23 protein-coding genes are annotated in these 25,021 nt (G+C 42.4%); 9 read left to right on the top strand and 14 right to left on the bottom strand.

The features are described from left to right. Nucleotides 1–6 precede the first annotated feature (6 nt). The 3 genes from ACN6NB_RS01790 to ACN6NB_RS01780 are packed head-to-tail and all read right to left on the bottom strand — an operon-like array spanning nt 7 to nt 5,136. Complete coding sequence (locus tag ACN6NB_RS01790; RefSeq protein WP_058837302.1) at nt 7–1,092, bottom strand: ABC transporter substrate-binding protein; 1,086 nt, start codon at nt 1,090–1,092, stop codon at nt 7–9. Beyond that, on the bottom strand, nt 1,089–3,077 hold the full coding sequence (locus ACN6NB_RS01785; RefSeq protein ID WP_058837301.1) for a hydantoinase B/oxoprolinase family protein: 1,989 nt from the start codon (nt 3,075–3,077) through the stop codon (nt 1,089–1,091). The genes ACN6NB_RS01790 and ACN6NB_RS01785 overlap by 4 nt, the downstream gene beginning before the upstream one ends. Next, nucleotides 3,067–5,136: a hydantoinase/oxoprolinase family protein gene (locus ACN6NB_RS01780; RefSeq protein WP_327842392.1), complete on the bottom strand. Its 2,070-nt coding sequence runs from the start codon at nt 5,134–5,136 to the stop codon at nt 3,067–3,069. Before ACN6NB_RS01780 ends, ACN6NB_RS01785 begins: the two co-directional genes overlap by 11 nt. Nucleotides 5,137–5,503: 367 nt before the next feature. Between ACN6NB_RS01780 and ACN6NB_RS01775 the strand changes: the two genes are divergently transcribed. The 3 genes from ACN6NB_RS01775 to ACN6NB_RS01765 all read left to right on the top strand — a co-directional run bounded on the left by ACN6NB_RS01775 (nt 5,504) and on the right by ACN6NB_RS01765 (nt 8,264). Further along, a complete protein-coding gene (locus ACN6NB_RS01775; protein WP_039176411.1) occupies nt 5,504–5,932 on the top strand; it encodes a NucA/NucB deoxyribonuclease domain-containing protein in 429 nt (142 codons plus the stop codon). Nucleotides 5,933–6,059: 127 nt separating this feature from the next. Next, complete coding sequence (locus ACN6NB_RS01770) at nt 6,060–7,757, top strand: methyl-accepting chemotaxis protein (RefSeq protein ID WP_059374404.1); 1,698 nt, start codon at nt 6,060–6,062, stop codon at nt 7,755–7,757. Between the two features lie 120 nt (nt 7,758–7,877). Continuing rightward, nucleotides 7,878–8,264, top strand: a complete 387-nt coding sequence (locus ACN6NB_RS01765) for a competence protein ComJ (protein WP_064498646.1) — start codon at nt 7,878–7,880, stop codon at nt 8,262–8,264. Nucleotide 8,265: 1 nt separating this feature from the next. Here ACN6NB_RS01765 and ACN6NB_RS01760 read toward each other — a convergent pair whose 3' ends face one another. Both ACN6NB_RS01760 and ACN6NB_RS01755 read right to left on the bottom strand, forming a co-directional pair. Next, nucleotides 8,266–9,072, bottom strand: coding sequence for an AAC(3) family N-acetyltransferase (locus ACN6NB_RS01760; RefSeq protein WP_064498645.1), 807 nt, complete (start codon nt 9,070–9,072; stop codon nt 8,266–8,268). A 28-nt stretch (nt 9,073–9,100) separates the two neighbouring features. After that, complete coding sequence (locus ACN6NB_RS01755) at nt 9,101–9,517, bottom strand: Lrp/AsnC family transcriptional regulator (RefSeq protein ID WP_039176401.1); 417 nt, start codon at nt 9,515–9,517, stop codon at nt 9,101–9,103. A 115-nt stretch (nt 9,518–9,632) separates the two neighbouring features. On the opposite strand from ACN6NB_RS01755, the gene ACN6NB_RS01750 reads away from it, so the two are divergent. Continuing rightward, nucleotides 9,633–10,397: an MBL fold metallo-hydrolase gene (locus tag ACN6NB_RS01750; protein WP_058837296.1), complete on the top strand. Its 765-nt coding sequence runs from the start codon at nt 9,633–9,635 to the stop codon at nt 10,395–10,397. Nucleotides 10,398–10,439: 42 nt separating this feature from the next. On the opposite strand, the gene ACN6NB_RS01745 is transcribed toward ACN6NB_RS01750, so the two are convergent. After that, nucleotides 10,440–10,769, bottom strand: a complete 330-nt coding sequence (locus ACN6NB_RS01745) for a YckD family protein (protein ID WP_039182972.1) — start codon at nt 10,767–10,769, stop codon at nt 10,440–10,442. Nucleotides 10,770–10,950: 181 nt separating this feature from the next. Between ACN6NB_RS01745 and ACN6NB_RS01740 the strand changes: the two genes are divergently transcribed. Both ACN6NB_RS01740 and ACN6NB_RS01735 read left to right on the top strand, forming a co-directional pair. Then, entirely contained in the window at nt 10,951–11,823 is an 873-nt protein-coding gene (locus ACN6NB_RS01740) for a transporter substrate-binding domain-containing protein (protein ID WP_039176396.1), read from the top strand. A gap of 12 nt (nt 11,824–11,835) precedes the next feature. Then, nucleotides 11,836–12,513 carry an amino acid ABC transporter permease gene (locus ACN6NB_RS01735; protein WP_064498644.1) on the top strand — a complete coding sequence of 226 codons (678 nt, stop codon included), beginning with the start codon at nt 11,836–11,838 and terminating at the stop codon, nt 12,511–12,513. Between the two features lie 119 nt (nt 12,514–12,632). Here the strand turns inward: ACN6NB_RS01735 and ACN6NB_RS01730 are convergent, their stop codons facing one another. The 5 genes from ACN6NB_RS01730 to ACN6NB_RS01710 all read right to left on the bottom strand — a co-directional run bounded on the left by ACN6NB_RS01730 (nt 12,633) and on the right by ACN6NB_RS01710 (nt 18,843). Beyond that, entirely contained in the window at nt 12,633–13,931 is a 1,299-nt protein-coding gene (locus tag ACN6NB_RS01730; RefSeq protein WP_039176390.1) for an arsenic transporter, read from the bottom strand. Nucleotides 13,932–14,063: 132 nt separating this feature from the next. Further along, complete coding sequence (locus tag ACN6NB_RS01725; RefSeq protein ID WP_144464081.1) at nt 14,064–15,296, bottom strand: PucR family transcriptional regulator; 1,233 nt, start codon at nt 15,294–15,296, stop codon at nt 14,064–14,066. Between the two features lie 126 nt (nt 15,297–15,422). Next, the gene (gene pruA / locus ACN6NB_RS01720; RefSeq protein WP_474253203.1) at nt 15,423–16,970 is read right to left on the bottom strand and encodes an L-glutamate gamma-semialdehyde dehydrogenase; all 1,548 of its coding nucleotides are present in this window, start codon (nt 16,968–16,970) and stop codon (nt 15,423–15,425) included. Between the two features lie 23 nt (nt 16,971–16,993). Next, nucleotides 16,994–17,911, bottom strand: coding sequence for a proline dehydrogenase (locus ACN6NB_RS01715; RefSeq protein ID WP_338527795.1), 918 nt, complete (start codon nt 17,909–17,911; stop codon nt 16,994–16,996). Between the two features lie 161 nt (nt 17,912–18,072). Further along, complete coding sequence (locus ACN6NB_RS01710; RefSeq protein WP_474253202.1) at nt 18,073–18,843, bottom strand: nucleotidyltransferase domain-containing protein; 771 nt, start codon at nt 18,841–18,843, stop codon at nt 18,073–18,075. A gap of 92 nt (nt 18,844–18,935) precedes the next feature. On the opposite strand from ACN6NB_RS01710, the gene ACN6NB_RS01705 reads away from it, so the two are divergent. Beyond that, nucleotides 18,936–19,250, top strand: a complete 315-nt coding sequence (locus ACN6NB_RS01705; protein WP_024424319.1) for a hypothetical protein — start codon at nt 18,936–18,938, stop codon at nt 19,248–19,250. Between the two features lie 35 nt (nt 19,251–19,285). Here the strand turns inward: ACN6NB_RS01705 and ACN6NB_RS01700 are convergent, their stop codons facing one another. Beyond that, nucleotides 19,286–20,242: an acetylxylan esterase gene (locus ACN6NB_RS01700; RefSeq protein WP_059374393.1), complete on the bottom strand. Its 957-nt coding sequence runs from the start codon at nt 20,240–20,242 to the stop codon at nt 19,286–19,288. 247 nt (nt 20,243–20,489) lie between these two features. Here ACN6NB_RS01700 and ACN6NB_RS01695 point away from each other — a divergent pair, with 247 nt between their 5' ends. Further along, entirely contained in the window at nt 20,490–21,275 is a 786-nt protein-coding gene (locus ACN6NB_RS01695; protein WP_059374391.1) for a carbon-nitrogen family hydrolase, read from the top strand. A gap of 243 nt (nt 21,276–21,518) precedes the next feature. Here the strand turns inward: ACN6NB_RS01695 and ACN6NB_RS01690 are convergent, their stop codons facing one another. Further along, a complete protein-coding gene (locus tag ACN6NB_RS01690) occupies nt 21,519–22,436 on the bottom strand; it encodes a LysR family transcriptional regulator (protein WP_474253219.1) in 918 nt (305 codons plus the stop codon). Nucleotides 22,437–22,552: 116 nt separating this feature from the next. Between ACN6NB_RS01690 and ACN6NB_RS01685 the strand changes: the two genes are divergently transcribed. Further along, nucleotides 22,553–23,326: a class I SAM-dependent methyltransferase gene (locus tag ACN6NB_RS01685; protein ID WP_327842389.1), complete on the top strand. Its 774-nt coding sequence runs from the start codon at nt 22,553–22,555 to the stop codon at nt 23,324–23,326. 235 nt (nt 23,327–23,561) lie between these two features. On the opposite strand, the gene ACN6NB_RS01680 is transcribed toward ACN6NB_RS01685, so the two are convergent. Next, entirely contained in the window at nt 23,562–24,938 is a 1,377-nt protein-coding gene (locus ACN6NB_RS01680) for an MFS transporter (RefSeq protein WP_039176363.1), read from the bottom strand. Between the last annotated feature and the right edge of the window lie 83 nt (nt 24,939–25,021).

Below are 25,021 nucleotides of genomic sequence, written 5' to 3'. Positions count from 1 at the left end.
GATCACCTATTTTCCTCCGCCTAATACTTCGTTCCATCGATTTGTCCAATTGCCCAGCTCAGAGGTTGCTGTTTCATAATCTACCCAAGTCAGCTTGCTGTAATAATTTTCTCCAACTTTCACTTTCCCCTTAATCTTGTCATTGTACTTCACATCAGAATTCGACATGCCATAATAAGATTTTTCCGAGAAAGCCTCCTGAGCTTCTTTTCCACTCAAGTAGTTTAATAGTTTGTATGCCGCTTCTTCGTGCTGACTTCCTTTCGTTAAAGCCCAGCTCGCTACAGCTGCAACAGCGCCTTCTTTCGGATATGAGAAACCAATATCCATTCCTTCTTCTTCAAGTGCAAATACTCGCCCGTCCCAATAGGGAACAGCTGCGACATCCCCACGTTCTAACAAGGTTTGAATCGATCCTGGGTTATCCGGAAAAGCAGCGACATGACCTTTTAATTGCGCGAGACTTTTAAATGCTTTATCAATATCCTTAGGATTTGATTCTGTCCCCCCTTGTGCATGAACAAGTGCAGAGAAAAATTGCAAACCAGCTGAATAAGTCGGAGATGAAATGGCTACCTTCCCTTTCAACTGACTGCTCCATAGGTCTGTCCAGCTGTTTGGTTCCTGCTTGACGAGATCTTTTCTATAAGCAATTCCAAGCTGCCCCATACTAAAGCCTGCTGCATATTGTTTTCCATTCACAGTAAGCTTCTTTTGGACAGAACGGTAAAGCTTTTTGACGTTCGGCGCTTGATCTTCATCGATAGGCGCAAGAACGTTTGCTGCAATACCTCTTTGAATCGTGTCAGGCTGTAAGATTAGTAAGTCATATGGTGGATTTTTCCCATTTGACGCTTTTAATTTTGTAAACCATTCAGAATCCGCTCCAGAGACGGTCTGCACTTTAATTCCCGTATCTTTTTCAAACTTTTCAAGGATTGGTTTGATATTCTTTTCCCAATCGCCTCCATATACGCCAACAATCACAGTCTGCTGCTGTTTGCCTTGATCCTTTCCATTTCCACCACAAGCGGTCAGCAGTACAACGATGGATAGGATACCTGCAACAATAGCGATTAATCTTCTTTTCATGATTCATTTCCCCCTTTTTGTCCATTCATTTGACGAAGTGCTTGAGTAATATCTTCCTTTGTTAACGGCTCATTTCTATGACTGAAATATTGATGAACTGCATGTTTATAGTGCGTACGTTCATTAGCCGGATAGGAACGCAGCTGAACGGCTAGCTCACTGCTGGCTTCGTCCGTCCATACTTTCTCATAAGCTGCTCTTTGTTCTCCGAAATCCCACACATCAGTAGCTGCAGGATCACCAGCCTTTTCACGCACCTTGCTCGTCTGCTCCTCATCAATCTTCCATTCATTTTGCTCTAAATACACTTGAACACCATATTGCTGCAGCGCTCTTTCTTCACTTAATAGACCAGCTTCCACTTCCTGAAGGACTTTTTCTTTCTTTCTGGCAAATGGATTCCCCCAGCCGCCTCCACTTGGTGAAATCAATTGAACGATATCGCCTTTTTCAAGTCGCAGAACATCTATTTTGGGCTGGTCTTGTTTCTCACCATTAGCTGTGATCAGCTTGACCTCACCAACCGCTCCTGCTCGGCCGCCCATTAAACCCCAAGGCTGAAACTTCATCCGTTCCATTCCTCGTGCTGTCACCATCGATTCAGGCTTCATCATTTCAAATTCCAAACCAATCGCATGTCCGCCTCGATTTTCACCAGCTCCACCTGTATTCGGCAGAAGCTCATATCGGTGAACATGAATATCAATATGCTGTTCCAAACTCTCAATTGGGGTATTCTTCAAAAAGCCTGACGAATGATCAATACCGTCAACTCCATCAGTACCATTTTGAGCACCGCCGCCTCCGCCTAATGGTTCGACAACGGACATTTTCCTGCCACCCGTTTGATCATCAGGTACAGAGAGAACCACAATGGCAGATTGACCTGCACCTGCTGCCGGTACTGCTTCAGGCAGCAGCTTACCAATCGCACCTAGCACGACATTGTACAGCCTCATCGTAATCGAATGACGAATCCCGACAGAGGCTGGATATTCTGGATGCACCAGCGTTCCTTTAGGAGAGATCACATCGATTGGATACGTTATTCCACCATTAATCGGTATAAAAGGATCCTTACTAATGATGTAATTAATCAACCCTTGATAAAGAAAGGAATGCTTCTGACCATTGGTAACAAGGTTAAAGGCTGTTTTTACTTGCGGGTCACACTCAGAAAAATCGAGCGTCAGCCGTTTGCCTTTGATCGTTAGCTTGATTTTCAACCGAATAGGGACGTCTGAAATCATATCATCATCTAAATAATCAGCAAATTCACTCGTTCCATCCGGTATAGCTTCAATGACCTTTCCAGCACGATCCTCGGCTTGCTTCAGCAAGTCTATCATTCCTTGTTTCACTTCGTTTTTTCCAAATTTCTCAATCATTTCTTTTAACCGAATATCTGCTGTATTCACTGCAGCAATCATCGCATTGATATCACCATCGTTTAGATGACTAGCGCGGCTGTTAGCTCTCAAAAAAGTACGTACGACCTGATTCTCTTTCCCACCTTCATAAATTTTTACTGGCGGAATTCTTAATCCTTCTTGATGAACATCCGTTGCTGTCGGTGAAATACTCGAAGGCACAAGGCCACCCACATCACTGACATGAACAAAAGACCAAGCATAGCTTACGATTTCACCATCTACAAAAATCGGCTTAATGATATGGACATCTGGCAGGTGAGTCGCCAAACCATCTGTCGTATAAGGATCATTAGTGATGATAATGTCTCCTGGCTGCATCTGTCCGCTTTCTTCAATTGCTTTTTTTAGACTCAGCCCTAAAAAGATCGTCACACCCACTGTCTTCGGATAAACAAAGAAATCTCCAGAAGGTGTGGCTAGTGCTGTCGCAAAGTCAGCAGATTCTTTGACGAAGGTCGTAAACGACGTCCGTTCAATGACATGCCCCATACCTGATGCAATCGCATTAAAATAACTGCGCATCATCTCAAGCTTTGCTGGGTCAGTTCTCATGTAAAGCCGCCTCCTTTGAAATCACTAAGTTACCTGATGGATCAATACTGCCTGTCCAGTTTGGCAAAATTAATGTTGTCGTATCATCCTGCTCAATCACGGCAGGCCCATTTACAATAGAACCTACTGACAGCGTATCCCGATTATAAACCGATGCTTCGTATTCTTTTTCTTCTATAAAAATTCGTCTATATTCATTTGGTTTCAAAGACTGTCCCATGCTTTCTTGAACAGGTGAAAAAGGCAGCGGAGGCGTCTCACCTATGACTCGAACGCGTAAATGAGTAAACTCGATTTTTGCCTGATCATCCCTATGACCATATTGACGCTGATGCAATTTGTGAAAGGCTTCAAAAAGTTGGTGGATGTCTTGTTCTTGCTTTAACCAATCAATCGATAATGGCAATTCAATCTCAAATGCCTGCCCTTGATATCGTGCGTCTGCTAATAAGAGAATGGATGTCTGATTGATATGCTGAATGTTCTGCTGGCTGACCCAATCAGTCGCTTTTCGTGACAGCTTCTCATAATCTTGTTTTAGTTGGTTGATCGAATAGTCTTGTAAACATATTTTCTTCGACAGCACCGCATCATGGATAAAATCAGCTGTTAAAGCACCTAACGCACATAATGTACCAGGACTTGGAGGAACAACTACATTTTTCGCATGAATTTCTCTTGCAAGGAAATTCGCCACAACCGGTCCTGCTCCGCCAAACGCCAGCAAACTAAAATCTCTAGGGTCAAATCCTTGCTGCTCCATCACATTGCTTAATTCTGTGTACATATTGGCTACGGCTACTTGAATGAGCTGGTCAGCCGCCTCTTCAAGCGTTTTGTTGAGCTGATCAGCAATTGGCTGAAAGGCCTTTTTCGCCGCAGACAGTTGTAAATGTAAATGTCCTCCGGCAAAACGTTCTTGATTGAGATAACCGCATATGAGAAACGCATCAGTTAAAGCTGCTTTTTCTCCCTTTCCATACGAAGCTGGTCCCGGGTTTGAGCCAACTGATTCCGGCCCCGCTTTGAGAAGTCCGCCCTGATCAATCCATGCTACCGAACCTCCTCCTGCTCCTATTGAATACATCGCAACAGATGGAAGAATGATTGGGAAGCCTGAAAGCTGATTGGATTGAGCCATTGTAGGCTGTCCATTTTGAATGATTGAGATATCTGCACTCGTCCCCCCAACATCAAAAGTGATCAGATTGGGTTCACTCGCTGATGCTGCAATTCTCGCCGCACCGATGACACCAGCTGCCGGACCAGAAAAGAGAGTCTTAACAGGCGAGGTTGCCGCACTTTCTGCATCCATTAAACCACCATTTGATTGTGTAATGTATGGAGAAATTGGTACACCTTCTTCCTTCAAACGGCTTTTCAATGTTTGCAAATACTGTTTCACCTTTGGCTGAATGTACAAATTAACAACAGACATCACTGTACGCTCGTATTCCCTCATTTGAGGCCATAATTCAGATGAGGTAAGGACTTCTAACTGTGGATAATGATGATTGATATAGGCTTTTGCCTGTAATTCATGAACTGGGTTTTGATAACTATGTAAAAATGAAATGACGATACCTGCTAGCTTTTTAGATATAACATGCTGGACCGCATCATCTAATTGCTGCAGATGGAGAGGTTTTTTGATCGTACCATCGTGTATCAACCTTTCAGAGATTGGATATACATGCTTCCGTGGTATCAATGGTTCTGGCAAACGAGAATTGAAGTCATAAGGAACGGGTAGTCGTAAACGTTGAAGTGACAATATATCTTGAAATCCTTCTGTCACAAAAAGGGCTAAATCTGCTCCTTTTCGCTGTAATAATGTATTCAGACCGATTGTCATTCCGTGAACGAGGTATTGGATGTTGGATAAATCAACACCTCTTTTTTTCAGAAGATTTAACCCATTGATAATTCCTTGGGCTGGGTCATCAGTCACTGTAGGCGTTTTGAGTTCAGTCAGCTCCCCTGTTGCTTCATTTATCAGCGATAAATCAGTAAATGTTCCGCCTATGTCTATTCCGAGCCGGTATGAGACATCCGCCATTTGTACTTCCCTCCTACAATGTAATTAGAATCATATTTTGATAAATTACGACATTTTTTGATATTTGACTCCATATTATTAAAGCAGATCGGTCTAGTCAATTTTATTTTTTTGAAATTTCTGTGTGTTAAATTCTTGAAATTAGCCAAAAAAGCAGTGATAAAGCCATTTTGGATGAGCATATTCGTTTTCTGACCCACAAAATTAAAATTTTTATGAATTTCTACAAAAATGAAAAGCAAGAAATCAGGTAAAAACTGTTTTTTGAATTTTAAAAGACGTTTTTTCAAAACCAGGAGAAATTGGTAAGTAATTCTGCTATACTTCTGTTTACAAAATACGCAAACAAGAAAGAGAGCCAGCATCTATGAAACTTCTTAAAATGATTCTCTTGCTTTTATTGATTGTCATTGGTGTAGCAACAGGCTATATCCAGCTAGAGCAAGGGAAACAAGAGACAGCGAATTCATCTTATGACAAAACCATTCATTTTCCATCAGACCGCTATCCAGAAACAGCCAAGCACATAGAAGAAGCCATTGATGAAGGTCATTCGTCCATTTGTACAATTGACCGTAAACATAGTGATGAGCAGAGAGATCGATCACTACATGGCATTCCAACAAAGCGCGGGTATGATCGGGACGAATGGCCAATGGCGATGTGCAAAGAAGGAGGCAGTGGAGCTTCTGTCAAATATGTACGCCCTTCTGATAATAGAGGCGCAGGCTCGTGGGTAAGTCATCAATTATCGGATGATCCAGACGGCACAAGAATTCAATTTATCATCGATTAGCCGCCTTTCCCTTTTCTATATTAAAAAAATTTTCACATGACTGCTTGCAGGTATTTTAAACACTTTTTTCATGCCGATAATCCTTAAGGAGGGATATCCTACCTTATACCTAAAGGAGTCAAAAAGCATGAAGAAAAAGGGAAAACTGAGGCTAGGCGCCAAAATTTTGCTGATCTTTTTAAGTGTCCTCATCATCTTTTCTGCGGTTGTTGGTTATGTGGTAAATCGCGAAATGACAGAAAACATCAAGCAAATGGCAACTGAAAAAGCAAAAGGTGATTTAAAGCTAGGCTACGCCTACCTAAATGAAAAAGTGGCAGGCTCGTGGCAGATTAAAGAGGACAAGCTATTCAAAGGAAATACGCAAATCAATGATCATGATGCATTGGTTGACCAATTAGCCGAATATACCGGTGATACCATCACGATTTTTCAAGGAAATACCCGTGTTGCTACGAATGTCATGTTAAACGGGAAACGAGCTGTAGGTACTGAAGTCTCTCCTGAAGTGAAGACCACTGTTTTAGATAAAGGAGAAAATTATTACGGGACAGCAAATGTTGCTGGGAAAGACTATCAAACGGCTTATATGCCAATCAAAAATGAAGCAGGCGAAACAATTGGTATTTTTTATACTGGCGCTAATCAAAGCATGATTTCACAAATGCTTCAGTCATTCTATATACAATTTGTCATCGTCCTTTTGTTAAGTCTGATCGTTTCAGTCATCATTATTTCTATTTTCACTAAGCGGATTCAGGTACGTCTCAAGCATTTGGCTTCTGCCATTAAGAGTGCAGGCGAAGGTCATTTAACCATCAATGTGACGGATACTGCCGGTGATGAATTGTCTGATCTGGCTGGACATTTCAATAAGATGCGTGAAAAACTAAATCAAACGATTCTAAATGTCATGAACACGTCTGAATTAGTGGCCACATCCTCTGAACAGCTGTCAGCTAGCGCAGAAGAAACGAGTGCAGCATCAGAAAAAATCACCCACACGATCCAAGAAGTGGCACAATCTTCAGAAGAACAGTCCGCTCAAATGACAGCTAGTGAGCACATGATGATTCAAGTATCAAACGAGCTGGCAAACATCACTGAAAATGCCGGACAAATGGCTTCAAGAAGTCACTTCGCACAAGAAATTGCCCAAAAAGGTGTACACAATATCGGTGAAGTTCATTCACAAATGACATCTATTGCAAAATCAATTGAAGAAAACGGTACAGCAATTCAAGCATTGGAAACACGTTCAACTGAAATTGATCATATTTCCAAAGTCATTACAGATATCGCCAGCCAGACAAACCTGCTAGCTCTTAATGCAGCAATTGAAGCAGCACGGGCAGGTGAGCATGGAAAAGGGTTTGCTGTTGTCGCAGACGAAGTGAGAAAGCTCGCTGAAGAATCTCAAGCATCATCAAACATGATTTCCCATCTCATTTCTGAAATACAAAAAGAGATGACTCATTCGACGAATGCCATCAAACAAGTAAGAGAAGAAGCAGCTCAAGGGGCTGTCCTTATCTCTCATACAGAAGAATCTTTTCATGATATCCAGCAGTCCATGAGAGAAATGGCAGATGGCATTAAGCATTTATCGAGTGCATCACAAAAAATCGCAGCTTATACTAACGATGCGAAACAGTCTTTTGCGTCTATTACAGAAGGCGTTAAACGAACGAGTGAACATTCACAGCAAGTAGCAGGTTTAACAGAAGAACAATTTGCTGCAATGGAAGAAGTAACAGCTTCATCAGAAGCACTTGCCCATTTAGCAGGAGATTTAAAAGCAATGGTCTCGCAATTTCACATCTAGATCCCACAACAAATAGCGCAAGACGGCTGCAATCGTCTTGCTGCCTAACTTTCTCCTCAAGAATGACTCTTTCAACCATTTACGTTTCAACGAAAATCCATGAATAAAGGAGTTTTTTATATGAATCTCTTAAATCAAACCTATTCTCTATCTATCTCCTACCACCAAATCACGGTATACACCGGAAGCGAAACACCACCTATCATTGATTGGACAGATGAGGACATTCTTCAAGGATTCGCAACTGGAGATCAAGGAGTTTCCTTTGAAGGAATCAATAATGGAAAGGCGTCTATTATTGTGACATTAAATAGCGATGAGCCCCAAGTCTCTATTGATAGAGCTATAACAGTGCCCTTTACGCATACAAGGGATCAAGTTTATATCACAAGCGTCATGGCTCATGTACTGTCTTTCCCCATTCCAAAAGGAGACTATCAGCTTACCTGCTATACCTCACAGCAGCCTGATCAAGATGTTTATTATGTAAATTTCCAAACAGTGTAGATTACGACTGATCGTATAAATCAAGCCACTTTTCCGCATAGTCTACCGATTCTCTCACTGGCAATAAATATGAACTGGCAAGTCCGATTTGATTGTGCTGATGGAGGCCTCCTGATTGCAGAAAATCACGGCCAATCTGTTCAAATAGTTCTTCTCTTGTGATGATATCTTGGTACTCTTTCCATACTCTCCACCCATTTTCTAAAATAGGGGCTCCTCTTGTCATGAGGTCCTGCTGGGGGATTCGGTATTCAGCTAGATGAAAAGCTGTCATGCTTTCAAATGTTGTACCAAGCAGCAGCACTTGAGCATGAAGATCATACATGCGACCAAGAGGCGAATGCTCTCCTAATCCAAAGGAAAGTGCATGGTGTTTCAGAATTTCATGTTTTCTTTTCCCCCAGGCTGTGAATGAAAAATGGGGATGGTTGCTTCTCGCCACGCCTGGGTATTTCCAAAATGTTTCCGCTACCTTTCCCATTGCTGTTGGCGTCGTGTAAGCTGGATCAAATGCAGGCATTGTTTCTTTGATCGATTTCCACCATGAATAAGGAACAGGCGGATCAATCCAATCGGCAGGATCAGAAAGCTCTAACGTTTGTGCCGGCATAATGAGTGTCCCCTCTTCTGTTAAGGTTTCCATCAATGCTTGTATGACGGCTACAGCGCCTCCGTTTACCCAGCCGATGGATGATAAAGATGAGTGAACACATAAAATCATGCCCTTTTTCACACCAAGTTGTTCCAAGTCTGCTTTGATTGTTTCCTTTGTCATCGGTTCAGCTTGATTTTCGATTAATTTTTGCATCGTTCCTTTTCCTCCTGCGTCTCTTCGATTATTGATGAATGAGACGTTTAACCGCAATAGACAGTTTGTAATTTGCGTAATTTGTCAGCTCCGTTAAAAACTGATCAAGCTCATCATGACTCGAGAAATGTCCTTCAGCCATATAACAGCCCTCACCACTTATTTTGAACAAATTCTTGATTTCTTCCTTTTCATAAAGAAACGACAGAAGTGGTTCATGATGATGACTCCGGGTATAGAGCTGCAAAAATGTTTGAATCGTCTTTTGCGTCTGCCAATCAATTGAAATGGTATATGCTTCGATCACGCCTTCTTCTTCTAGCTTTAACACCCGATTTGCAACAGCTTGGCCGGTTAAATGAACTTTTTCACCTAGAGCTTTCATCGTTAATCGGCTATTCTTTGATAGTTCTTTTAAAATATTCATATCTGTTTGGTCTAGCATTGGCTCACCTCTTTCAAAAATCAAGCCCTTCCGATAAAAGACTTTCATGATCCTCTGTCACATAGAACTCTTTTAATATACTGTAAACTTAATCAGAAAAAAAGGAGGCCTTTTTATGAAAATTACACTCATTCGCAATGCTACTTTATACCTTCACTATGGTCATTCAACTTTTTTAATCGATCCCTTTTTGGCAGCAAAAGGAACATATCCACCGTTCCCTCATACAGCCAATCAACATTTGAACAACCCTATTGTGGAGCTTCCTGTAAATATAGATTTAGACAGTCTGTTACACCCAGATGCTGTCTTACTCTCTCATTTACATGTGGACCACTTTGACGACGAGGCCAAAAGGAAATTAGCTCAAGATGGGCCAATTTATACTCAATCGGAGAAGGATCGAAAAGAAGTTGAAGAAGCTGGATTTCAGCATGTCACATGCATTGAAGATGAAATGGACATTTGCGGCGTTCATATTAAACGTACAGGTGGACAGCATGGGACGGGAGAAACGGCGAAGCGAATGGGGCAGGTGAGCGGTTTTGTTTTCTCTCACCCTGATGAACCTACCCTTTATATTGCAGGTGATACCATTTGGTGTGATGAACCGAAAGAGGTTGTGAATACATGCAAGCCAGACGTCATTGTGGTCAATAGCGGAGCTGCTCAATTTTTAGAAGGCGATCCGATTACCATGACTAAGGAAGAAATTTTAGACATTCACCGTTCTCAGCCAAAAGCTCAAATTGTCGCCTGTCATCTTGAAGCTGTGAATCATTGCTTGTTAACAAGAGCTGCTTTGGAAGCTTACATTCAAGAGCATCATGCAGATCAAGCCATTTTTGTCCCTCAAGATGGGGAAAGTCTCACCTTCTGATCACAATAAAAAACCGGCACCTCGCTGCCGGTTTTATCATTATTATGGGCGATGGTGCTGTGGTTTTTTCAGCAATGGAACAAATCCGTTCTTTTTCAAATGATTGTAATGCTCATCCATTCGTTTCGTGATGTGTGTGCCTTGTTCCTTTGTTAACACGCCATACTGTACATATTTCTCAATGACTGCTTTTCGTTTAGAAAGAATTTGCTGCTCAAGGATTTCAATTTGTTTTTGTTGTTCTGCTGTTAATTTCACTTGGTGTGTCACCGGGCGCTTTTCCATTTGAGGTGTTTCTCCATGAGCCGTTTCTATCTGAAAACCAAATAACAGCATCATCGACAAGATGATCAAACCACTTATTTTTTTCATCATTGTTGTTCCCTCCTTTATTCGCCTTTATTTTGCGCTCATTTTCCTTTTTTATACATTATTTTAACACGCTAATTGCTTATAATATTCTTACTTTTTCACTTTTCTTCTGAAAACGTTGTCCTATCAGAAAAAGCGTGCTATGTTTTGTTTTGTATAAAAAATAGAGGAGGATTCTTAAATGAGTCGTTTTTATCATAAAAAATCTATATGGATCATGCTTGTTGTATCTGCTTGCATCCTTATCATGTCTGCTTGCAGTCAATCAGGCTCATCTCAATCTGGAGACACAAAGTGGGATGAGATTAAAAAGAAAGGAAAAATCGTGGTTGCAACTTCAGGCACCCTTTATCCAACTTCTTATCATGATACTTCTAATGGCAAGGATCGATTAACTGGCTATGAAGTAGAAGTTGTCAAAGAAGCGTTTAAACGTCTTGATGTGAAAGTAGAATTTAAAGAAATGGGTTATGACGGGATGCTGAGCGCCATTAATTCTGGTCAAGTGGATGCCGCTGCAAATGATATCGACATCACAGATGACAGAAAAGACAAGTTTGCCTTTTCAACCCCTTATAAATATTCCTACGGAACGGCTATCGTACGGAAAGATGATTTATCAGGCATTAAAACTTTAAAAGATTTAAAAGGAAAGAAAGCAGCAGGTGCTGCCACGACGATTTACATGGATGTCGCTCGTAAGTACGGTGCAAAGGAAGTCATTTATGATAATGCGACAAACGAGCAATACTTAAAGGATGTTGCAAACGGCCGAACAGATGTCATTTTAAATGATTATTACTTGCAGACACTGGCTCTTGCTGCATTTCCTAAATTAAATATTACGATTCACCCTGACTTGAAATACATGCCGAATGAACAAGGATTTGTCATGAAGAAGGACAACAAAGAGCTTCAAAAAGAATTGAATCGTGTATTAAGCGACATGAAAAAAGACGGAACAATGAAAAAGATTTCTGAGAAATTCTTTAATCATGCAGACGTCTCAAAGAAAATTGATGCTGATGTCGAAGATGTCGACATTTCCAAATAAGGAGCCGCAATCGTGGGAGATATTCATTTAGAATATATATTTAATCCTGCACTGGCAAAGGCGTCATTTCCGTTTGTCATGAAAGGCATCTGGCTGACGCTGCTCATTTCCTTTGTGAGCATGTTTTTTGGTACCATTCTTGGTTTTTTTATCGCTCTTGCCAGGATGGCGAATTCATGGGTTCTTAAGCTGCCTGCACGGCTGTATATCTCATTCATGCGAGGCGTGCCCATTCTGGTGATTTTGTTTATTCTTTATTTTGGGTTCCCTTATATCGGCATTGAGTTTACAGCAGTCACTGCCGCCATTATTGGGTTCAGCTTCAATAGTGCTGCCTATATTGCAGAAATTAATCGGGCGGCCCTCTCCTCTGTTCCAAGTGGACAGGTGGAAGCCGCTAAATCATTAGGTCTCAGCTATTGGCAAACGATGCGCGGTGTCATTTTGCCTCAATCCGTCCGCATCGCCTTGCCGCCATTGACCAATGTCATGCTTGATTTAATCAAAGCTTCCTCACTGGCAGCGATGATTACTGTACCAGAGCTCTTCCAGCAAGCAAAAATTGTAGGCGGACGAGAATTTGATTATATGACCATGTATATTTTGGTCGCACTCATTTACTGGGGCATTTGCAGTGTCGTCTCATTGCTTCAGGACTTTTTAGAAAAACGCTATGCGAAATATCTGTAGCAAAAAAAAGAGCAGATCTCATGGATCTGCTCTTTTTCAGCATGATAGAAAACCTTTGCAGCCCTAAGCACCGGAGCGCAGACCTGCGGGCGAATGCGAGGGTTTGTTCTACACGATAATTAATGAATAAGCCATAACCACACATATAATCCGAGTAAAGTGAGGATCAAGGTTGGGATGGTCAGGATGATTCCGGCTTTCATGTAAGCCCCCCAAGAGATATGAACGCCTTTTTTCTTTAAGACATGAAGCCACAGCAATGTCGCCAATGAGCCGATTGGGGTCATTTTCGGTCCAAGGTTGGAGCCGATAACATTGGCATAAATCAGCCCGTCTCTCATGACACCTGCTGTATCTGTATGTCCAATGGCAATCGCATCAATTAAAACAGTCGGCAGATTGTTCATCACAGAGGACAGCACTGCGGCAAGTACACCCATAAACATCGTTCCTGCAAGCAGGCCATGTGATGCCCCTTGCTCGATCCATGCCGCCAATATTTCAGTAAGGCCAACATTTTTCAATCCATATACGACGACATACATACCGATCGAGAAAAACACAATGGACCACGGCGCTTCTTTGATCACTCGCTTTGTCGCCACTTGCGGACTTCTTCTCGCCAGCCACAAGAAAGCAAGGGCAATCCCGCCTACAATAATAGACACTGGAACACCGATCAGCTCGCCCGCAAAATAACCAACAAGCAGACAGCCAAGCACATACCAAGACAAACGGAACATACGGATATCTCGAATAGCTGATGCCGGCTCTTTCGCCTGTGACAGATCGTAGGTTTTTGGGATAAGTTTTCGGTAAAACACATACAGAACCAGCATGCTCGCTCCAAGCGACACAAGGTTTGGCACGAACATATTCGCTGTATATTCTAGAAAACCAATATGAAAATAGTCGGCTGATACGATATTGACCAGGTTACTAATGACAAATGGCAAGGAGGTTGTATCTGCAATAAAGCCGCTTGCCATCACAAAAGGTAGCACCATGCGCTCATCCAGCTTCAACGCTCTCACGACAGATAAGACGATTGGGGTCAAAATCAGTGCCGCTCCATCGTTTGCAAAAAAAGCAGCCACAACAGCGCCGAGCAATGTTAAATAAATAAACATGCGGACACCGTTGCCTCTTGCAGCTTTTGCCATATGCAGTGCAGCCCACTCAAAAAAACCGATCTCATCTAAAATTAACGAAATGATAATAATACCAATAAAAGCAAAGGTGGCGTTCCATACAATTTGCGTAACTTCCCATACATCGCCTAGATGAACGACGCCAAAGGCAAGCGCAAGAATGGCACCCCCACATGCTGACCATCCTATGGTGACACGTCCTGGCTGCCAAATGACAAGGACGAGGGTCATGATGAAAATCAAAATGGCTAAGGTGACTGAACCCAAAGGTGGCCCCCCTTTCATTTTTCTCATAAAATCTTTATCTATCATACAACGAAATACATCAGTTGTATGCCATTTTCGCATTTCACATGAAAATCCGCAGGTGATCCGTGCACCTGCGGATTCCATCATATATTATTGATCTTTTTTCATCAGCATCAATTCAATAAATAACTCACATCGCTGGCTAAAATGACTTAAGTCGATCGACGTCATGTCAAAAATTTGTTTCATTCGATAGTTTAATGTATTTTGATGAATAAACAACTGCTCCGCTGCTGGCTTTAACTTGCAGTTATTCAATAAGTAGACTTCAAGCGTTTTTAAAAACGAAGTTTGACTTTCGCGGTCTTTTTCCTTCAAACGTAACAAATCTGGATTGAAGTCGTTTTTCTTTTTTTGATGGCTGTAAATGGAGTCTAAAAACCGGAAGACCCCTAAATTCTCATAATCATATGGAATCAGGTCTTGTCCTCCAACAATTTTCACTGCCTTGACGACCTCTATCGCTTCAAATCGACTTGTACTCATTTTCATGACATCACGATACTCTCTTCCCATTCCGATATACAAAGGAGAAGGATGTGCATGCGTTTTCGATTGCAGATGTGCGATGACATCAGCGGCAGTCGCTTTCGGTGAGTGCCGATCTGACAGGCTGCCTAATATAACCACGATATCTGCTTGAACCGAATAGACGTGATTCACTTTATCCTCTAGCTGCAAATACGTTCGAATGACATCCTTCACATCTTCTGCCGTCTCACTTTTGTTATCGGCAGCGTGCACGACCATAACGGTAAATACGGCTGGCAGTGGAATGCTTAAGTTCTCAGCCTCCCATTTCAGCTCTTCTTCTGTATAAAAATGATCATCCATGACCTTTTTGAAAAACTCTTCAATCTTGCCTTCCTTTTTCTCAAGCTGTTTCTTATTCTTATATATCACTTTTCCAACCTGAAAGGAAGCCTCGTGTAAAAATTGCAGCTCCTCCTGAGAGAGGGAGTCCTCAATGTCTTGGACCCAAATAAAGCCTACTACCTCTTGTTTATGCTTGGCGCTCACAGCCACCCGCCGATTAAATCCGAGCTCGTCATGACCGCTCACATAAAAAGGCTTTGATTCCGCGAAAAGTCGCTCGATTACCCCTGTTTTCTTTAACCAATCGACCACAGATCCCGGGCATTCCTTTGAGAAAATCGTTTGCTGATTGACTGGGTCAAACTGCTGAATGCTGTAAGAATTATAAGCAAGGAGCTGACACTCTGTGCTTTCTAAAATGACTGGCTTCTTTAAATATCCGCTAATAAATGCAATTAATTTATCGACATCAAAAAATGTATGAAGCTTTTCTAATATCTCTTCCATCCCGATTGCTCCCTGATTAAGTGATACATTTATCATACTTCTTTCCAGTCAGATTTGTATAGAAACAAGTCGCAGACAGGCAAAAAAAGCATGAACCCATCAGTTCAGGTTCATGCTTTTTCCATATTAAAACATTTCACTAATCGTTTTTGCCTGCATGTGCAGAGCTAGGTAATCTGGACCGCCTGCTTTTGAATCCGTTCCTGACATTTTGAAGCCGCCGAATGGGTGGTAACCAACGATGGCACCTGTGCAGTTACGGTTAAAGTAAAGGTTCCCCACATGGAACTCCTGCTTCGCACGGTTGATGTGATCACGATTATTCGTAATGACAGCACCTGTTAAACCGTATTCTGTGTTATTGGCTACCTCAAGTGCTTCATCAAAGCTTGAGACTTTCGAGAAAGCCAACACTGGTCCAAAGATTTCTTCTTGCATTAAACGAGAAGTCGGCTCAAGATCTGCAAAAATGGTCGGGTGGATAAAGTATCCTTCCGAATCATCACTCGTTCCGCCAGTGATTAAGCAGCCTTCCTGTTTGCCAACCTCGATATAATCCGTGATCTTGTCAAAGGACGCTTGATCAATGACAGGTCCCATGTAAACATCCGCAGAAAGCGGATTGGCTGTTGTTTTCGTTTCTGTGATTTCCTTCACTCGCTCAACCACTTGGTCATACAGCTTCTCATGGACGACTGCCCGCGATCCAGCTGAACATTTTTGACCTGAAAACCCGAAGGCTGATGTGAAAATGGCATTAGCCGCTAATTCAACATCTGCATCCGCATCAACAACTACTGTATCCTTACCGCCCATTTCAGCAATGACACGTTTTAAATGCTGCTGGCCTGGCTGCACTTTTGCCGCGCGTTCAAAGATACGTGTCCCTACTTCTCTTGATCCAGTGAATGTAATCAGACTTGTTTTCGGATGATCTACTAAGTAATCCCCAACTTCTGCTCCGCTTCCAGGTACAAAGTTGACAACACCCTTTGGAAGACCGGCTCGCTCAAGCTCTTCCACAAAACGGGCTGCAATGACAGGCGTCGCACTTGCTGGTTTTAAAACAACTGTATTCCCAGTGACGATTGGCGCTACTGTTGTTCCTGCCATGATGGCAAATAAGAAGTTCCACGGCGGAATGACGAGTGTCACGCCAGTTGGTGTGTACACATATTGATTGCGTTCCCCTTCGCGGCTGTTCACTGGTTTGCCTTTCGCCAGCTCCAGCATTTGACGAGCGTAATACTCTAGGAAGTCAATCGCTTCTGCTGTATCTGCATCCGCTTCATTCCAAGGCTTACCTGCTTCTTTTACAAGAAGGGCTGAATACTCATGCTTTTTACGGCGAATGCTTGCCGCAGCACGGAATAATACGCCTGCTCTTTCTTCAGGAGACGTATAGCGCCATGTTTCAAATGCTTTCGCTGCTGCTTGAACCGCTTGTTCTGCCTCTTCCTTCCCGGCCTTTGATACAGTTCCAACCACTTCATCCTTTTTCGCTGGATTGATTGAAACAATCTTGTCCTTCGTTTCAATTCTTTCTCCATTAATCACGAGCGGATAGGTTTGACCAAGTGATTCTGTTACTTTAGCTAATGCTTGTTCAAACGCTTTGCGGTTTTCTTCCTGGCTAAAATCCGTGAATGGTTCATGCTTGTAAGGTGTTGTCATTTTTGTCACGCTCCCGTTTCAAATTATTTTTTCGTCATTCCTTTTAAAGCAAAGGCAATGTTTGCCGGCCGTTCTGCAAGACGTCTCATGTAGTAGCCATACCACTCTCGTCCATACGGCGTATAGACCCTCATTTGATAGCCTTCTTTCACAAGTGCTTGCTGCGTTTCTGATCTCATGCCGTACAGCATTTGAAATTCGAACTGACTTGTCTGTATATTGTGTTTTTTCACAATATTTTTCGTGAACTCAATCATTCGATCGTCATGTGTCGCAATGGCTGTATAGTTCCCTGAGAGCAATTGCTTTTCGATCAGCTTTTGATAATTCTGATCGACGTCTTTTTTGTTTGGATACGCCACTTCGGCGGATTCCTTATAGGCACCCTTTACAAGTCTTAAAAATGGCTGCAGCTTATTTAGGTCATCAAGATCCTTTTCTGTTCTGTACAAATACGCCTGCAAGACCGTACTGACATACTCATATTGAGATTTCATCTCTTTAAAAATGTCCAGCGTTTTTTGACAGCGCTGTTCATCCTCCATATCGATTGTCACCATGATACGGTGCTTCTCTGCCGTATCTAAAATCCTTTTCATATTGCGATACACAAGGTCATCGTCAATATCCAGGCCAAGGGATGTCATTTTGAGTGACACGTGAGAATTGAGTCCCGCCTCTGCAATCCGCTGAATGGTTTGAATACACTCAATCGTCCGTTCATTTGCAATCTCTGCCTTTGTGACAAACTCACCAAGGTGATCAACTGTCACAGCCATTCCTTGGTCATTTAATCGTTTGATGACAGGGATGGCACTCTCAAAGTCCTTCCCTCCGATGATTTTCTTAGATGCAACAGCACTTCCCCAATTACGAGCAATATGGTTCAAGAGACTGCTCTTTGACAAAAACAAGAAGAAATTTCTTGTGACCGACTCCATAAAGGGCACCTCCCACTCTTTGTAAGCTATGTCTTTATTGTAAGGCTCATAAGCTGTCCGCTACAATATTTGAAGATGACAAAAATTCTGACTTTTTTTGTGGTTTTATCACAATAACAGATAAAAAAGAGCCTGCCGCGATCCGGCTGGCTCTTCCCTGCTTACGCCCACACCTCATCAAGGGTAGACTGCAGCAGCTCATTTAATTCTTGCATCAGGTTGTCTTTCGGCTGATTGTAGCTTTTCACCAATTCATCAAATCGCTCGATCTCTTTGTCGATAAATGGATGGACATAAGCGAGGCGGTTTTCTACATCCATTTCTTCGCCGTCCATTTTACGTTTGAGCAGCTCATGGATTTCCGCTAAAAGCGGTCCTTCCTCCACTAGTTCCTCGAGCAGTTCAAGAAAGTCCATCGGCGGAACCGTCCGGTAGCGTTCAATCCACTGACAGGCAAGTAGCGGACGAAGCACATAGAAATACTTCTTGATTCGCACCTGCTCTCCTCGTAAATGCCTGCTTTCATTCCGCTTCGCCATATTGAGGTAATGATACATCAATGCTGCGGGATAAAACGCTCGATCCTTTAATTCTCTTAGCTGCTTTGCCAAAGAGAAGGATTCAGCATAGATGATGTCAGAAGACAGCCATTCCATGATGGACGGATTCGATTTATTGAATAAGCGAAGTGCCTTTCTAAGCTCCCAGCCGCTGATATCAAGCATGTCATCAATCGGCCGTTCAATGACATCACGATGCTCTTCCATCGCCCAATACCATTCTTTTCGAGGCACATATAAAAAACGAACATCGTAGTCACTATCAGTCGAAGGGAATCCCCATGCTCTGCTGCCTGATTCGACCGCGAGGCAAATCTTGACGTCATACGTTTCTTCGATGATTTTCAGCTCTTCCTTGATTCTCTCTCTCATCAACCATCAACTCTTTCTATAGAAATCTGCATGACTTCATCACGATTTGGTAAAATACGAATAAGACATATATGAAAAAGGAGTTGGATCTCATGTCTATATCTCGCATCATGAAATGGATCACCGGGATTTTTGAAGCCTGTCTTGCCATCCCTGTCATCGGAGGACTATTTATTATTAGCAATGGCTATTCACCGCTCATGGTCATGCTTATCCTGCATATTATCACACTCGTCTTATCGAAGCGAGACCAAGGACCAATGATTGGCAGCATCATTGGGATTATCACATCCTGCCTCGCCTGGATTCCGATACTCGGATTCATCCTGCATATCATCACAGCTCTTGCCCTCATTATCACAGCGTTAGTGCCTGATGAAAAAACGAGGCAGAATACGAGTTATTAAAAAAGAGGCCCTCCTAGAGCGGCCTCTTTGTTTTTTTATTTGAGCAAGTGCTTTTGTAAGAAGGCGAGCTTCTCTGTTTGAAACGCCGGGATAAATTCGTGTCCAAAATAGCGATATATCTTCAGGTCTTTTTCTGTTTCTAAATGGTTGTATGCCGCAAACACAGTAGATGGCGGGGTTATTTTGTCAATCAGCCCGATCGCCATCAATGTTGGCTGTTTGACCCATCCAGCTAGATTGATTAAATCAAAATAGCTTAATGTCTCAAATGCCTTTTCTTCCACTTCCGGATCACTATTTCTCCGAAAGTACGAATTGATTTCTAAATAAGGCTGCTCCAATGCCACATCCACTGCACGCTCGAAGTTTGATAAGTAAGGGTAATCTGCCACGACGACCTTCGAAATGTCTGAAAGGGCTGCAGCGGCTACCGCTAATGCGCCTCCTTGGCTTCCGCCAATCACGCCGATCCGTTGTTTATCCACTTCCGGGAAGGACTGAATGACTTCGAGTGCACGAACCGCATCTAAATAAACACCTCGATAATAGTAGGTTTCCTTTGATAAAATGCCTTTTGTCATCCATCCCAAAGCGTGACCGCCTGGTGTCACTGACGTATCTTCACTGCCGCCTTGACCGCGGACGAGCATACCAAATGTCGCATAGCCATGCAGCGCCCAGTTGACAATGTCGTGAATGCCGCCATCATAGCTGGCATTATAGCCATGAAAACGAACGAGCGCTGGATGCGGACCTGATTGATCTGGTACCGCGTACCAGCCTTCAATTCGAGAATGCCCAAAGCTTTGATACGTCAGGCGGTACACCTTGACCCCTTTCACTGGATAGTCATAAGGTTCAAGCGCTGGATCTGCCTTCACTTGACGCAGTTCTTCAAGCGATGCCTTCCAAAAGTCTGAGAAATCAGGACGTGCTGTTTTCTTTGGTTTATATTTTTTTAGATCTTCTAATGATAAATCGAACAATTGCATATCCTACTATTCCCCTTTGTTTTATTAGTTATATATATCATACCACTCATTTCTTGATTGAGAAAGTCATTTAACAAAACCTTCTGACATTTCTATTGGCAAAGATGATGGAAACCTTTATGATAAAGAAACTGACCATAAAGACTAGATGTTCTCAGACAGAATCATCCTTTACAATATATTCATGAAGATGATCGATCGTTCATGAATTTTCACATGACATATAGCGAAAAAAGGAGGAATCCCTATGAAAATCACCCTTGTCCAAATGGACGTACAAATTGGAGAACCTGAAGTGAATTTTAAAAAAGCAGAAGCTTTTTTAGAAGAAGCGGTCCGCGAGCAGCCGGATCTGATCATTTTACCCGAAATGTGGAATACCGGCTACGCCCTTGAGCAAGCCGATCAGCTTGCGGATGTAAACGGTGAACGCACAATACAGCTCTTTTCCTCCTTTGCCCGTAAGCATCAGGTGTATCTCATCGCAGGCAGTGTATTAAATAAGCGGACAGAAGATGAAAACATCACCAACACGATGTATGTCTTTAACCGCCAAGGTGAGCTTGTGTTAGATTATGATAAAATTCATTTATTCCGCTTAATGGATGAGCACAATTATTTAACCGCTGGTGATCAGCTTGGTTTATTTGACTATGGTGAAGATGTAACGATTGGTGCGATGATTTGCTATGACCTCCGCTTCCCGCAGCTTTCCAGAACACTTGTGAACAAAGGAGCGAAGGTGCTCGTCAATACGGCGCAATGGCCGTCAGCAAGAGTGGACCATTGGCGCAGCCTGCTCATCGCAAGAGCGATTGAAAACCAGTCATTTATGATTGCTGTAAACAGAACAGGCACAAGCAGAGACACAGAATTCCCTGGACACTCCATGGTGATTGATCCACTCGGCCGCATACTGCTTGAAACAAGCGATGACGAAGACATTTATTATGCGGAAATTGATCTTCAGCTAGTGGATGAAGTCAGGCAGCAAATTCCGGTTATGACGGATCAGCGTCTGGACTTATATTAAAAAGCAGGGTGCTCCCCTGCTTTCAGCGTGTAGACAAACCCTCGCATTCTTTGTCAGGTCTGCGCGCCGGTACTCACGAATGTCAAATTCGCTCCGTTCCGGTGCTCGTCCTTCCTAAACTGCAAAGGTTTTCTATCATGCTGAAAAGAAGACAAAGGGCTAAAATCTAGATCATTTTAGCCCTTTGTCACCAATCTTAAAGCAGGGTGCTCCCCTGCTTTTTGCGTTTAATTAAACGTTTGTTTAAGCTTTCCCTTGATTCTGATATAGGTCCATGAAGGCTTGAGCGGCTTTCGTTAAATACCTTTCTTCCACATATGCAAACACAAGTGTGCGGGTTGGGCATGAATCAATTTGCAAATAAGTGACTTGGTTCCTATCCTCTTGTGCCACCATTTTCGGCACAACGGTCACCCCTAGTTCGTTTTTGACCAATGCCTGTGCTGTTTGAATATGGCTTGTTTCAAAAGCCACTTTTGGCTGAAAACCGTGATGACGGCACAGTTCTGTGACCACTTGCCGAAAACCGTATCCCTCTTTCAACAAAATAAATGGGATACCTTCAAGAAGCCGAAAGGGAACGATTTCGTGACCGGTCTCTTTTTGCCCTGCCTGCTCAATGATCTCGTTCAATGCCTCTGATAACCAGGGCTGAGCAGCTTGCGGAACTGCAAGAAGGAGCGGCTCTGTCAGCATTTGTTTCGTTTTCAATGATTCGTGCTCGACAGGCATCGATAAAATAGCCAAATCCAGCTTTCCAGCCAATAGAAGTTTTTCGAGCTCACGCGGAGACTCTTCTATCAGTTGAACGTGAACATGAGGATACGTTTGACAAAAGGTTTTTAATAAACCGGGCAAGACATATACCCCTGTCACTGCTGGCGCTCCAATGTTCAGCTCTTTCCCGATTTCATAAGCTGCTTCTCCCATTTCACGCAGCAAATCATCTCTTTCCTTCAAAATATTCTCAGCCCTTTTAATGAATCGTCTCCCTTGAGGTGTGGGCGTTACTTGTCCATATTTTCGAATAAATAGTGGTGTGTCTAATTCCTCTTCCAGCTTCTTTATTTGCTGGCTTAGAGAAGGCTGTGCAATATGAAGTTGATCCGCTGCTTTTGTAAAACTTTGCTGCCGGTACACTTCTATGACATATTCCATCATTCGTATATCCACTTTCATCACCTCATAGGTTTTAACTATTCATGCCATATCTTTTATGTCTTAGACAAATAACAGAAGGAATTCTACGATAAAGAGACCACAAAGGGGGAAAAGAAATGAATCCATATGCTAAAGCAGAGAACCAATTCTCACAAAATGCCGAGAACTATCGAGATTCACCTATATTTGCTGCTGGAGAAGAGCTGGAATGGATGAAAACAACAGCAAATGCGAAGGGAGATGAGCATTTACTTGATATTGGCTGTGCGGCAGGACATACCGTTTTTTCCTTTTCAGACGTCATCTCTAAAGGAATCGGTATTGATGTCACACAAAAGATGATCGAGGTTGCTGAAGCACTTGCTGAAGAACGCCAGCTGACCCACATTACTTTTGAGCAGGCAGCCGCAGAAGCATTGCCCTTCTCTGATGAATCATTTGATTTAGTGACGTGCCGATTTGCCGCTCACCATTTTCCAGACCTTCCGGCAGCCATGTCTGAAATCAGCCGAGTCTTAAAAAAAGGCGGCCAATTTCTGCTCGTCGATCATTATGCACCTGAAAACACTGCACAGGATTCATTTATTAATCACTTAAATAGACTGAGAGATCCCTCTCATGTGCGAGAAAGCTCGTTATCAGAATGGAAAGAGCTTTTCGTAGCAAACCAATTGACTCAAAACGAGATTCGTTACTGGGATCTGCACATTGATTATCAGGACTGGATTATACGTGGACGCACACCAGAGAACGTTCAAAAGGAGATCGTTTCCCACCTTCAAGCCGCAGACCCTGACACAAAGCAGCTGTTTCAGCTTCAATTCGATGCACAGCATCAGCCCATTTCTTTCTGTTTAAAAGCTGCATTGCTTCAAGGAATCAAGCATTAAACTGATAGAAAAAAGTCTACCCTAAACGGTAGACTTTTTTATTTCAAATATACATCTTCACTGTCTCACTTGTATTGCTTTTTACGTTCGTGACACGTCCCTCCTCATGACAAGGAGGGCTACATCATGTTTCTATTATATGTTAAATGAACGGAGATAGGTTAGGCATTTTAGATTCTCTGAATAAAAAAAGAACCTACCCTCGTTGGAATAAGTTCTTTACTGCAAACGTAACTTACGGTGCAATATCCTCTAATACTTTCTCGCGCGTTTCTATCATTTTAAAAGCAAGAATTGCTCCCACTACAGTCACACTTGCAAAAAGAATAAAAATAGTTGAAACACCGCTTACCTCTAAAATAAAACCTATCATAATAGGAGCGATCGCTGAGGCCAGCCTAAGCCACGCTGTAGCAAATGCCGTTCCAATCACCCTCATACGTGTTGGATAAATTTCAGGTGTATATAGATAGAGAAGAACTGTAATTGTTCCCATCATTCCGTAAGCAGCAGACCCTAAATAGATGACGCTTTCTGGAGAAGTCGCTCCGCTGATCCATAAAGCCGTTAATAAAACACCTGTTAATACAAATGCAATGGTTGCCCAGCGCTTCCGTCCTACTTTATCAATTAAAAATGCACAAGCGAATACCCCTATGGTCTGTAAAATATTTGTGAGAGATGCTGCCCTTAATGAATCTCCGACTGGCAAATGGTAAACAGTATTATAAAGACTCGGTAACCAGTTATTTAAACCATTCGATACAAAGTAGGCAGAAAACCATAGTCCCCATACGATCAATGTTCTCTTACGGTAAAAAGTTGAAAATAGCTCTTTCCAGTCGCCCTTTTCAGTACTGCTGGATACTTGATTTGCGACAGGCATTCGTTTGTCAGTACTAGCTTCAATTTCTTCAATAATTCTTTCGGCTTCATCTAACCTGCCTTTCGAAATAAGCCACCTTGGCGATTCACGCAGCATGAAAAAGAATACAAAGACGATTAAACCTCCAATGCCTCCAATCAAGAACATCCATTTCCACCCAAAGCTAGGTACGACAAATGCGCCAATTTGAGCTGAGATCATTAATCCTAATGGAAAAATCATCTCATAAAGCATAAAAAATCTACCTCTTCCTTGGGCTCTAGACAACTCATTAATATATGAGGCTGCTACCGGCACCTCTCCTCCAACTCCAATTCCTTGTATAAAACGGAAAATAAAAAGGGCCATAAAATTACCTGAAAATACACATGCGATACTCATAATAGACATGAGGAACACCGTCCACTTTGCACTAAATACACGGCCGCGCCTTTCTGCTAACCATCCAAAGAAAATAGCACCAATCGCTTGTCCGATATAACCAGACCCAATAAGAAGGCCAATTTGAGCAGGTGACAAATTCCACATTCCGATGAGAACCGGGAGAACAAACGCTAAAGATAGCGCATCAAAAGCATCAAAAAAGGTAGCAGATCCCATAATGATCCGAGGTTTTAAATGCCACCTCGAAAAAGGTACACTTTCCATCCTAGTCAATAGTTGTGAAGCTCTATCAACAACTTGCCCACCGTGAGAATTTGAATTTCCGCTGAGTTCTAACGTCATAGTATCTCCTCCTTATTAGAGGAAATGATGCAAAAGTACATGCCGAAGATCGCTAAAGAAATCGCTTACATTTTAAATCAAGA

It is taken from the genome of Bacillus sp. 11B20 (assembly GCF_056098985.1).
Note: the sequence above shows the minus strand (reverse complement) of the source record. Positions and strands in the feature narration are given on the sequence as shown.